Origin of the sequence: Amycolatopsis decaplanina DSM 44594, assembly GCF_000342005.1 — a bacterium.
Classification (GTDB): domain Bacteria; phylum Actinomycetota; class Actinomycetes; order Mycobacteriales; family Pseudonocardiaceae; genus Amycolatopsis; species Amycolatopsis decaplanina.
On record NZ_AOHO01000069.1, the window covers coordinates 137176 to 148666 of the forward strand.

At 68.6% G+C, this 11491-nt stretch carries 11 protein-coding genes; 3 read left to right on the forward strand and 8 right to left on the reverse strand.

What is annotated here, in order from left to right:
* Positions 1-5 precede the first annotated feature (5 nt).
* The 3 genes from H074_RS27835 to H074_RS27845 all read right to left on the reverse strand — a co-directional run bounded on the left by H074_RS27835 (position 6) and on the right by H074_RS27845 (position 2616).
* Complete coding sequence (locus H074_RS27835; RefSeq protein WP_051072024.1) at positions 6-914, reverse strand: M23 family metallopeptidase; 909 nt, start codon at positions 912-914, stop codon at positions 6-8.
* 157 nt (positions 915-1071) lie between these two features.
* Positions 1072-1743 carry an RlpA-like double-psi beta-barrel domain-containing protein gene (locus H074_RS27840; RefSeq protein WP_007033412.1) on the reverse strand — a complete coding sequence of 224 codons (672 nt, stop codon included), beginning with the start codon at positions 1741-1743 and terminating at the stop codon, positions 1072-1074.
* 78 nt (positions 1744-1821) lie between these two features.
* Positions 1822-2616: a transporter substrate-binding domain-containing protein gene (locus tag H074_RS27845; protein WP_007033413.1), complete on the reverse strand. Its 795-nt coding sequence runs from the start codon at positions 2614-2616 to the stop codon at positions 1822-1824.
* A gap of 285 nt (positions 2617-2901) precedes the next feature.
* Here H074_RS27845 and H074_RS27855 point away from each other — a divergent pair, with 285 nt between their 5' ends.
* The gene (locus tag H074_RS27855; RefSeq protein ID WP_007033414.1) at positions 2902-3126 is read left to right on the forward strand and encodes a PspC domain-containing protein; all 225 of its coding nucleotides are present in this window, start codon (positions 2902-2904) and stop codon (positions 3124-3126) included.
* Between the two features lie 210 nt (positions 3127-3336).
* Positions 3337-5031, forward strand: coding sequence for a hypothetical protein (locus tag H074_RS27860; protein ID WP_007033415.1), 1695 nt, complete (start codon positions 3337-3339; stop codon positions 5029-5031).
* A gap of 153 nt (positions 5032-5184) precedes the next feature.
* Here H074_RS27860 and groL read toward each other — a convergent pair whose 3' ends face one another.
* The 5 genes from groL to H074_RS27885 all read right to left on the reverse strand — a co-directional run bounded on the left by groL (position 5185) and on the right by H074_RS27885 (position 10184).
* Entirely contained in the window at positions 5185-6813 is a 1629-nt protein-coding gene (gene groL, locus H074_RS27865) for a chaperonin GroEL (protein ID WP_005164277.1), read from the reverse strand.
* 248 nt (positions 6814-7061) lie between these two features.
* Complete coding sequence (locus tag H074_RS27870) at positions 7062-8504, reverse strand: serine/threonine-protein kinase (RefSeq protein ID WP_007033416.1); 1443 nt, start codon at positions 8502-8504, stop codon at positions 7062-7064.
* A 55-nt stretch (positions 8505-8559) separates the two neighbouring features.
* Positions 8560-8766, reverse strand: coding sequence for a cold-shock protein (locus H074_RS27875; RefSeq protein WP_005164266.1), 207 nt, complete (start codon positions 8764-8766; stop codon positions 8560-8562).
* 112 nt (positions 8767-8878) lie between these two features.
* Positions 8879-9502: an AIM24 family protein gene (locus H074_RS27880; RefSeq protein WP_007033417.1), complete on the reverse strand. Its 624-nt coding sequence runs from the start codon at positions 9500-9502 to the stop codon at positions 8879-8881.
* A 4-nt stretch (positions 9503-9506) separates the two neighbouring features.
* Positions 9507-10184: a TIGR00266 family protein gene (locus tag H074_RS27885; RefSeq protein WP_007033418.1), complete on the reverse strand. Its 678-nt coding sequence runs from the start codon at positions 10182-10184 to the stop codon at positions 9507-9509.
* Positions 10185-10260: 76 nt separating this feature from the next.
* On the opposite strand from H074_RS27885, the gene moeA reads away from it, so the two are divergent.
* Positions 10261-11454: a molybdopterin molybdotransferase MoeA gene (gene moeA, locus H074_RS27890; RefSeq protein ID WP_007033419.1), complete on the forward strand. Its 1194-nt coding sequence runs from the start codon at positions 10261-10263 to the stop codon at positions 11452-11454.
* Positions 11455-11491: the final 37 nt, after the last annotated feature.

The following is an 11491-nucleotide window of genomic DNA, read 5'->3' on the forward strand; positions in this document are numbered from 1 at the left end:
GAAGGTCAGCCGCAGTGCTCCAGCGGGGATTCGTAGCTGGAGGACCCCGCCGAGCCACCCCACCTGACGCACTTGGCGCCGGCGGCCGCGCTCACCGGCCCCGCGTAGTACTCGAAGCTGCCGGAGTCGGTCTTCCTGGCCGAACCCTGGACTTCGAGGAACGCCGAAACCGCGCTGGCCGTGCCGACCGAGGCGGACTTGATGGTGGTGACGCAGTTGTTCTTGTTCGTGCCGTTGTACAGCAGGTACGTGGTCGCGGCGCTGCCGAGCGCCTGCGAGTCGATCACCTTGTAGCCGTCGCCGCACACCTCGACGGCGTCGTACGGGTTCGGGTTCCCGTTGCCGCCGCAGGTGTTCTTGGAGGTCACATTGGCGTTGGGGTAGCCGAACTTCACGCCGTTGAAGTACGCGGGCTTGATGTTGCTCGGCCACGAGGAGTCGTTGGTGCGGACCTCGTAGTGCAGATGCGGGCTGATGTTGTTGCCCGGCTTGGAGGTGTTGCCGACCTCGCCGATCTTCTGCCCCTGTGTGACCTGCGCGTTGAGCGCGACCGAGCGGACCTTCAGATGCGCGTAGTAGGTCGACCATCCCCCACCGTGGTCGATCTTCACCAGGTTGCCGAACCCGTTCGCCGAACCCTGGTGCGCCGAGATGACGACCTTGCCCGCCGCCGCCGCGACCACGGTGTCGCCGAGGTCCGCGTCCGCGGAGCCACCGCGGTTGAAGTCGATTTCGTAGGCGCGGTGCGCACTGCTGTTGTCGTTGTCGCCGTTCCACACCTGGTTGCAGGGGAACGGGAGCTGGAAGTTGGGACGCGGCCCGACGGCGGCCTCGGCCGACGTCGCGGTGATCGCCAGCCCGGCCATGCCCAGCAAGGCGGTGGCGGCCGCCGTGACCACTCGTCTGAATCTCATCGGATGTCCTTTCTCGGCGTTTCGCGAGAAGCGTCCCGAAAGGGCGTACAAGCGAGATACAAACGACCACGAGCCCTCCTGGCCGAGGGGACCAGGAGGACTCGCGCCGCCTCCGCACCGGATCCGTCCGCGTCTTCCCCGTTCCGGTGCGGGTGTTTCAGCCGACCCGCTCGATGGTGGCCCGGCGGATCAAGAACTTCCCCGGTTCCCGGACCTGCTCGAAGGCCGCGTTGTTCAGCAGCGCGCAACTGCCGGAGACACCGGTGACCTCGACGGTCGTGGACTTGTCGTTGTCCAGGTTCGTCACCTTCAGCTTGGTGCCCGCCGGGAACCGACCGCTGGACGCCGCGGGGGCGCCGCCCTCGCCGGACAGCGTCACCGTGGAGCCCTGGCAGACGACCTCGCCGTCCCCTGCGGCCGCGTCTTCCTGCCCTGCCGCCTTGTCCTCGTCCGCCATGGCGTCGTCCGTCCCGGCTTTCCGCTCGGCGGCCTTCCCGGCCTCGTCCGCGGCCTGGTTCCGCTTCTGCTTCCCGCCGTCGGCCCGCACGTCCTCGGTGCACCCCGCGGCTTGGCGGCGCTGCTGGATGAGGTCGACGACGGCCTGCCGGTTCGCGATCGGCGCCCCGGACCGGGCGTCCGGATCCGCCCGCTGGGCCGCGATGAAGCCGAGGTTGTTCCGGAGGGCGGTGTCCAGTCCCTGGCAGCTTTCCGCGGCCTGCCCGTCCGGAGTGCTGATCGCGAACATCGCCGCGGCGATGGCGGCCACCCCGAGAACGGACGCGATGCCGATCGTCGCACGCTTGCGGTGTTTCCCGGCACTGTTCATCATCGGTGTTTCCTCCGGTCTGGTTCCTCCTCACCCACATCCAGGGATACGGCCGGAGAACGGAAGTGGTTCAAACCGATTTCAGCCGAGCCAGGGCTTCGCGATACGCGCGTAGGTGCCGTCGTTCACCGCGAGATGCAGCCACTGGTCGGTCCACTCCTTGAACACGACGTCGCGCGGCAGAAGGTACGCCTTCTCCGAGAAGGTGAAAGGCTCGTCGGGATGCACCGCGCACAAGCGCGGGTCCCGCTTCGCCTGCCAACGGGTTTCGGTCGCGTCGGTGATCATCAGATCGGCCCGGCCCGCCAGGATCTCGGCGAAGATCGTGTTGTTGTCCGGATGCCGCACTATGGTCGCGCGCTTGAGGTTGGCGTCGGCGAATTGCTCGTTGGTACCGCCGGGGTTCACGATCGCCCGGACGCCCGGCCGATCGATCTGCTCCAGGGTCTGGAATCGCTTTTCGTTCTCACACAAGGTGATCGGCGTCTTGCCGTCACGAAGATAGGGAGCGGTGTAGAACCCTTTCTTCGCGCGATCCAAGGTCACCGACACGCCGCCCATCGCCAGATCGCATTTCCGCCCGACGTCGTCGGCGATAGCCTTCCATGTGGTCTGGACCAGCTGGAGCCGGACGCCGAGCCGCCGGGCGAGGTCGCCCGCGAGGTCGATGTCGATCCCGCTCCACGCGCCCGCGGCGTCGCGATAGGTGAACGGACGATAGTCCCCCGTCGAACACACGCGGATCTCGCCGCGGGCCTGAACGACGTCGAGCCTGCTTTGCGCGCCATGGCTTTCAGTCGCGGCACTGGCCGTGCCGATTCCCAGCACGGTCAGCACCGCGACCCCGAAGGTGAGCGCTTTCGTCTTGATCGTCATCAAGGCATCTTCCACGCCCTGAGGTAGGCCTGCACGAGCCAAGCGTCGGCCCAGCCGGTGTCCGGCTCCTGCGGCGGCGACGACGCTCCACGCCTTGCACACCGAGGCGAACCATGTGCATGGCGAACTTCGTGTCGAAGCCGTACTTCTCGATCAGCTCCGGCCTTCCCGCCTTGCCCCTCAGCCCCAGCATCCGGTTTTCCGGCCCCTCAGGGTCGGATTCCAGGGTCGGGTCGGGGCCGTTCCCCGATGTGCCGACGGTCGTTCCGGAGCGAACATGGAGCCATGACGAACAGCGTGTACACCCCCCAGGCCACCAAGAAGCTCTACCGCAGCCGCACCGACAAGATGCTCGCGGGCGTCGCCGGCGGCTGGGCCGCCTACCTCGGCGTCGACGCCGCGATCCTGCGCATCGCCCTCGTGGCGGGCGTCTTCTTCACCGCCGGATTCGCGATCCCGCTCTACGCCGCCGCGTGGCTCCTGACTCCGGAGCAGCCGGGCGAATCCTGAGCGGAGGCGGACGCCGTGCGCAGGGGGCGCGGCGTCCGCCGGATCGCGTTCAGCCCGCTAAACGCGATCCGAAGGGGCAGGGGGACAAGGTGAGAGGCCCGGACATGGGGATGTCCGGGCCTCTCGCTTTTCCCGAGTTCGGCCGCGAGATCGCGCATTCGCCGTTACACTTCCCCTGACTTTGTCACAGGAGTGGGAAGAGGGGCCTCCATGGCCAAGTATCTGAGCCTCAGCGAGTACAAGCGGATGCTCGAAGGCGCACTGGACGACTTCCACCAGGCGCTCACCAAGCGCTGGATGGAAGACGCCGTCGACGCCATGACGCGGCTCTCGCCCGCCGTCCCGTGCTCAGCGGAGCCCTGGGCCTGGCAGTCGCCCGCCGAATCCTACGGCCACCTCTCGGGCGCCGACGACTTCTGCGGATACCTGACCTGGGTCATGGACGGGATGCACGGTCACTACAAGGACGTCCATTGCGACGGCTGGAACCCGCAGACCCAGAAGAACGTCGAGTGCCATGTCGAACGGAACCTGGCACAGATCGAGCGGCTGGCCTGGAACCGGCGGCAGGAGGTCGCCAAGCTCGTCCCGCAGCTGGAGGGGCCCGACCTCGCGAAGCTGGAGGCCGCCCACAACACGTTTCTGAACGTCGCCGGCAACCTCGGCTTCCAGGACAAGAACGGCCGGGTGACCGAGCTGCTCGGTCAGGGCGCGGTCGTCCGGAACGTCGAATGGCTGGACGGCGCGACCAGCGCGACCGAGCCCTGGTTCATCGCGTGGACCGGACTCGCCGCCCAAGAGTTCAGGGAAGGGTTCTTCGCCTCGATCGCGCCGACCATGGCGCACCAGTCGCTCATCCTCGCCAGCCTGTCCACGCTGTACTCCACCCGCGCCGCGACGATCCAGGCGACCCGGCTCAACATCGTCAAACGGCTCAACTGGGCCACCAAGAAGCTGGACGAAAAGGTCACCCTCAAGGTTTTCACCGCGGACTCGATCCTGGAGAAGGTCGACCAGGCGCGAACGATCCACGGGGTCGCGAGCAATCTGCTGTCCGCGGCGGCGAAACTCAGCAAGGTCGTGAAGACCGTCGACGAGGCCGGCGGGAAGGCTCTCGGCACGGCTGGCGCCGTCCTCGACCTGGCCGGCTTCGTCGGCGGGATCATCAAGGGACTCACCGTCGAGCAGGACGCCATGTCCCTCCAGGACATCCTGCGGAAGCTCACCACCTCGATCCAGGACGAGCACAACGCCTTGTCCGGCCTCGAATCCGACTTCGGCGCGAACGTACTGGCCCTGCAGAAGGCGATCGCGGGGGTGCACAGCTACAACCTCGAGCTCTACGACCTCACCGCGAACACGCGACCGAACCAGACCGACCGCGCGAAGTACCACGGGGTCCAGGTCGATGTCTACTTCCTGCTGCGGGTGGCACAGACCTGCTTCGAAGCGGCCGACGCCTATTCGGCACAACTGCGGATTCTCGCCGAGGCCGACGACGCCGACCGGCACCTCGCGGGCCGCGACGAGCAGACGTGCACAGGCGACGACACGACCTTGGAGATCCGCGACGCCGTCGAACAGTTCATGAGGACGAGCTGCGCTCGGTTCCTTCTCGCCGGTGAGCAGCTCAGGAAAGCGGCCGAGGCCTACGCGCGAACGGACGGCGAGCTCTCGGACGACCTCAAAAAGCTGTTCGCCGCCTGGGAAAGCGCCAACAAGGACCGGGGGAAGATCGATCCCAATCCCGAGACGGTCGAAAGGGAAAGCGCGGCCACGGAGGCGGGCGGAACCGACCGGACAGGCCTCGAGCCGAGGAAGCCTTCGGAGCCGAACTCCACCGACCCGTACGAGAAGGACCGTCGGCAGCAAGGCGGCAAGTACGCGGTGGACGGGCAACGGTAGGCCCACGCTCCCTGGGTCGCGACCTGAGTGGCGGACCGCGGTGGGGCTCGTGAGTGGTAAGGACGGTTACCACTCACGAGGCCCACCACCAGGACACGGAAAAGCCCGGACGCGCGGGGCGCGTCCGGGCTTTCCGGTGTTACCGGCTCGAACTCAGAAGTCCATGCCGCCCATGCCACCGGACGGGTCGGCGGGAGCGGCCGAGGCCTTCTCCGGCTTGTCCGCCACGACGGCTTCGGTGGTCAGGAACAGCGCCGCGATGGAAGCGGCGTTCTGCAGCGCGGAGCGGGTGACCTTCGTCGGGTCCGGCACGCCGGCGGCGAGCAGGTCCTCGTACACACCCGTGGCGGCGTTGAGGCCGTGGCCCTGCGGGAGGGACTTGACCTTCTCCGCCACGACGCCGCCTTCGAGGCCGGCGTTGATCGCGATCTGCTTGAGCGGCGCCTCGACGGCGACCTTGACGATGTTGGCACCAGTGGCCTCGTCGCCCTCGAGCTTCAGACCGGCGAAGGCGGCCTCGGCGGCCTGGATGAGAGCGACGCCACCACCGGCGACGATGCCCTCTTCGACGGCGGCCTTGGCGTTGCGCACCGCGTCCTCGATGCGGTGCTTGCGCTCCTTCAGCTCGACCTCGGTGGCGGCACCGGCCTTGATGACGGCCACGCCGCCGGCCAGCTTCGCCAGACGCTCCTGGAGCTTCTCGCGGTCGTAGTCCGAGTCCGAGTTGTCGATCTCGGCGCGGATCTGGTTGACGCGACCCTGGATCTGGTCGGCGTCGCCCGCACCCTCGACGATGGTGGTCTCGTCCTTGGTGATGACGGCCTTGCGCGCCTTGCCCAGCAGGGAAAGGTCCGCGTTCTCCAGCTTGAGGCCGACGTCCTCGGAGATGACCTGGCCACCGGTCAGGATCGCGATGTCCTGCAGGATCGCCTTGCGGCGGTCACCGAAGCCCGGGGCCTTGACGGCGACGGACTTGAAGGTGCCGCGCATCTTGTTGACGATGAGGGTGGCCAGGGCCTCGCCCTCGACGTCCTCGGCGATGATCAGCAGCGGCTTGCCGGACTGGATGACCTTCTCCAGCAGCGGCAGCACGTCCTTGACGGTGGAGATCTTGGAGCCGAAGAGGAGGACGTACGGGTCCTCGAGCTCGGCTTCCTGACGCTCCGGGTCGGTCACGAAGTAACCGGAGATGTAGCCCTTGTCGAAGCGCATACCCTCGGTGAGCTCGAGCTCGAGCCCGAAGGTGTTGCTCTCCTCGACGGTGACGACGCCTTCCTTGCCGACCTTGTCCAGCGCCTCGGCGATGAGCTCACCGATGGTGCGGTCCGCGGCGGAGATCGACGCGGTGGCGGCGATCTGCTCCTTGGTCTCGATCTGGACGGCGGCCTTGTGCAGCTGCTCGGTGATGGCCTCGACGGCCGCCTCGATGCCGCGCTTCAGGCTGATGGGGTCGGCCCCGGCGGCGACGTTGCGCAGACCCTCGCGGACGAGAGCCTGGGCGAGCACGGTGGCGGTGGTGGTGCCGTCACCCGCGACGTCATCGGTCTTCTTGGCAACTTCCTTGACGAGCTCGGCCCCGATCTTCTCCCACGGGTCCTCGAGCTCGATCTCCTTGGCGATGGAGACACCGTCGTTGGTGATCGTCGGCGCGCCCCACTTCTTTTCGAGCACGACGTTCCGGCCCCGCGGGCCGAGGGTCACCTTGACGGCTTCGGCGAGGGTGTTCAAGCCGCGCTCAAGACCGCGGCGGGCGTCCTCGTCGAACGCGATCAGTTTGGCCATTGCGGTGTGGTCCTCCGGTATTGGGCGCCGCCGCACGCCTACTACAGCGCGGCGGCAGGACTCTTCCTCGGCCAGGCTCGGTGCCCGCGACGGACGACCCACCCGATCAAGGGTGCGGCCTCACCGTCCCGACCTTCAGGCGAGCGGTCGGTGACCGCCTGCCTGGCACTCGACGGCGTCGAGTGCCAATGCCGTGTTTAGCACTCTCCAAGGGAGAGTGCAAGAACCGCAGGTCAGCGCGGTGGTATTCAGCTGCTCGGCTTGATGGAGATCGACGACGGCGGAGGCTTGAGCGACGAGCCGGGAGCCTGTGACTGGGAGCCGCCGGGGCCGACCGGGATGTTCGGCGCGGTGGTCTGCGGGCCGTTGCCGCCGCTCGAATCACTGAAGATGAAGATCGCGGCGACGATCGCGCCCGCGACCACGAGGGCACCGACGACGATCCAGATCCACTTGGCGCCGCCCTTCTTGGGCTGCTGCTGGAAACCGCCCTGCTGCTGCGGCGGCGGGCCGTAACCGGGCGGCGGGCCCTGCTGGTAGCCACCTTGCTGGAAACCGCCCTGCTGCGGCGGCGGGCCGTAACCCGGGGGCGGCCCCTGCTGGAAACCACCCTGCTGGAAACCGCCTTGTTGCGGCGGCGGGCCATAGCCGGGCGGCGGGCCCTGCTGGGGCGGGCCTTGCGGCGGGGGACCCTGCGGTCCCGGTCCCTGCTGGCCGTAGCCGGGCTGCTGTCCTCCGTACGGGTGCACGGGGCCCCCCTCTCCCTGTGGCGGCGTGTTCTGCTGCGGCGCGGCCTGCTGGACCGGCGCCGCGGCCCCGGGCGGGCCGGGAGGCTCGTTCGAAGTCGCGAGCGGACCGAGCGCGCGCCTGGCGGCCGCGATCATCTCAACACAGTTGGGGTAGCGATCGGCGGGATTCTTCGCCATTCCCCTCCGGACGACCTCGTCGATCCCGGGGGGCAGGCCAACGATCCGCGAGATGGGCGGGGGCTCACCGTTCAGATGCCCCTTGATGACCGTTTGCACGTCGCCCTTGAAGGGCGGGCTGCCGGTCAGGCAGGCGTAGAGGACGCAGGTGAGCGCGTACTGGTCGGTGCGGCCGTCGAGCGGCTCGCCGCGCAGGTGCTCGGGGGCCGCGTACGTGGGTGAGCCGAGGAAGTCGCCGCCGCGGGTCCGGTGCCCGGTGGCGCCGCGGCGGGTCAGGCCGAAGTCGGCGACGTAGACGTGCTCGCGCGAGGTCTCCTTGCTGGTGACCAGGACGTTCGCCGGTTTGACGTCGAGGTGCACGAGACCCCGGTTGTGCAGGGTGTCGAGCGCGTCGGCGACCTGGTCGAGCATGTTCAGCGCGCGGGCGGGCGCGATCGGGCCGCCGGAGATCAGCCCGGCGAGGTCCCCGCCGTCGACCATCCGCATGGCGATGTAGAGCATGCCTTCGAGCTCGCCGAAGTCGTACAAGGGCACGACGTTGGCATGGTCGATCGCGGACGTGTTCCGCGCCTCGTCGACGAAGCGTTCGCGGAACTCGGCGTCGGCCCCGAGGTGATCACCGATGACCTTCAGTGCCACCTTGCGTCCGAGCCGCACGTCCGTGGCCTTGTAGGTCACGCTCATGCCGCCCTTGCCGAGCACACCGTCGATGCGGTAGTTGCCCAGCCGGCGACCGGTCAGGTCCCCCGACTCATCGCCTGTCACGCAGCGCAGCCTAACGCGCCAGTTCCGGAGGCCGCCGGGGGTCGCCCGAAGTCTCCTAGGAGACCTTGCGTACGTCCGCCGCCTGACTCCGCCCGTCACGCCCGGACTGGACTTCGAATTCCACGCGATCGCCCTCGTCGAGCGTCCGGAATCCGTCGGCCTGAATGGCCGAGTAGTGAACGAAGACATCGGGCCCTTCGGTGGATTCGATGAATCCGTAGCCCTTTTCCGAGTTGAACCACTTGACGGTGCCGACTGCCACGGCGCCCTCCTCAGCACGGGACCCGCCGACCTTCTCACCCCGGACGGCGGTTTCGAGTGCAGTTCACGCTACCCGAATTACCGGCGTCGGCAATGCTCAATTCGTCCCAAGGTCATCCGCGGGAAAGCCGCCTATTGCGCGCTTGCACGAGTACGCGTCCTGGTCCCGCGAAGTCCAGGGCGAGCCCCTCGCCGGTGCGGACCGACTGCGGGCCGGACTGGTCGACCGCGCGGAGACGGCACTGCACGGTGTCCGGGTAGGCCAGCAGGAAGTCCGGCCGCACGGTGACGAGTTCGCCGGTGGTCAGTTCGAAAGCGTCGACCGGGCCCTGCGCGGCCAGCACGAGCGGGCCGGTTCCGCTGTAGTGCTCCAGAAAACCGGAGTCGGCCCCGAAGAGCTTCTGCAGCGGCGCCCAGCCGGGATCGTGCCGGACGGTCGCCGGCCGGGCGAGGATCGCGTCCCGGCTCACGCACCAGCCCGCCCCGCCGGTGAATTCCAGCGGGTAGACGTCGCCGGCGGCCAGTGGCGCGAAATCGATCCAACCGCCGCCCTCGGGCGCGTTGAACACCGATGGAGCCGTTTTGCCCGCCCGCGAACCACCACGGGAGGGAACGGTTTCGGTGATGCCGAAACTGCTGGCCAGCATGGTGTCCCCGGCGGCCTGGACGGCCTCGCCGGGGGACAACAGCACCCGTGCGACCCCGAAGTTCGGGGTGTGCCTCGTCTGGACCCGCATGCGCTCAGCGGGCGGGGACCTGGGCGATCACCCAGGCGGACAGCGCCGACGGGTTGCGGGTCTGGGTGAGCAACTGGCCCGGCCCGGCGAAGTCGAAGACGAGGCCTTCGCCGCTCTTCATCGACTGGATGACGCCGGTGGCGACCTTGCGGATCTGGTACTGCACGGTGTCGGCGAACGCGACGACGTGCCCGGTGTCGATGGTGATCACCTCGCCCTGCTGCAGGGTCACCGTCTCCAGCGCGCCGTAGCAGGCCACGACCAGCGGGCCCTGTCCCGTCGCGTGCGTCAGGAAGCCGCCCTCGCCGCCGACGAGGTTCTTGAGCCCGCCCCATTTGGTCTCGGTCTGCACGCCGTGGGAGGACGCGAGCCACGAGCCGCGGGTGACGCACCAGCCGGTGCGGCCGTCGAGGTTGATGATCTGCATGTCCCCGGGCAGGTTCGCGGCGACGTCGACCCAGCCGCCGTTCTGCGGGGCGGTGTAGGTGGAGATGAAGAAGGACTCGCCGGAGAGGAAGGCACGGCCGAGGCCCTTCATGATGCCGCCCTGCGCCTGGGACTGGACCTGCACGCCGTAGCTCGTCGCCATCATCGCGCCCGACTCGACCTGCGCCGGTTCGCCCGGGGCGAGCATGAGCCTCGCCACCGCGAACGAGGGCTGGTGACGGATCTGAACCTGCATGTCTTCTTCTCCCCGGGTGGTTCGTTGTGACGCGCAGAGTCTTGCATGCGGGGCCCGAGGCGGGAGGATGGTCTGCGTGATCTCCGTCGACGCCCACCGTGAGACCGTCACCGGCCTGCTCGGAAACGCCCCCGTCATCCGCCTTCCGCTCGCCTCCGCCGCCGGGCTCGTCCTGGCCGAGGACGTGCGCGCGGGGGTTTCGCTGCCGCCGTTCGACAACTCCGCGATGGACGGTTACGCCGTCCGCGCGGCCGATGTCTCCGAGGTGCCGGTGACGCTGCCTGTCGCCGACGACATCCCCGCCGGCCGTGTCGACATCACGAAGCTGGAGCCGGGCACCGCGCACCGGATCATGACCGGTGCCCCGTTGCCGCCCGGCGCCGACGCCGTGGTGATGGTGGAGCACACGGACGGCGGCGTGACAGACGTCCGGATTCTCAGGACAGTCGTCCTGGGCGCACACATCCGCCGCCGGGGCGAAGACGTCGTCGAGGGCACGGTGGCGCTTTCGGCCGGGACCGTGCTCGGCCCGGCGCAACTGGGCCTCGCGGCGGCGGTCGGGCTCGCCGAGGTCCCCGTGTTCAGGCCGTTGAAGGTGCTCGTCGTGTCCACCGGGACCGAACTCGTCGACGCGCCGGAACCCTTGCGGCACGGGCAGATCTACGAGTCGAACAGCATCATGCTGGCGTCCGCGATCCGCGCGCTCGGCTGCGAAGCCGAGGTCGTGCGCAGCGTCGTCGACGACGTGGACGAGTTCCGCTCGGTGATCGAGCCGCGGCTGGCGGACGTGGATCTGCTGGTGACCTCGGGCGGGGTCAGCGCGGGGGCGTACGAAGTGGTGAAGGACGCCCTGACCGGGCAGGGCGTGGAGTTCCGGAAGATCGCGATGCAGCCGGGCGGTCCGCAGGGCTGCGGGCGCTGGAAGGGCGTGCCGGTGGTGACGCTGCCGGGCAATCCGGTGAGCGTGCTCGTCTCCTTCGAAGCGTTCCTGCGGCCGGCGTTGCTCGCGGCGATGGGGCACACGGGCGTCGACCGGCGGAAGGTGCGGGCCCGGCTCTCCGAGGCGATGACGTCCCCCGCCGGACGGCGTCAGTTCCGGCGGGGCTTCTACACGCCTTCCGAAGGCGAGGTCACCGGGATCGTCGGGCCGCGCGGCGGACCGGGATCGCATCTGCTGGCGTCGTTCACTCAGGCGAACTGCCTGATCGTGCTGCCGGAGGACGTGGACTCGGTCGACCAGGGCGGCGAAGTGACCGTCCTGCTCCTCTGACCCCTCGACCACGCAATTAGTCACCTACTTGCCCCTC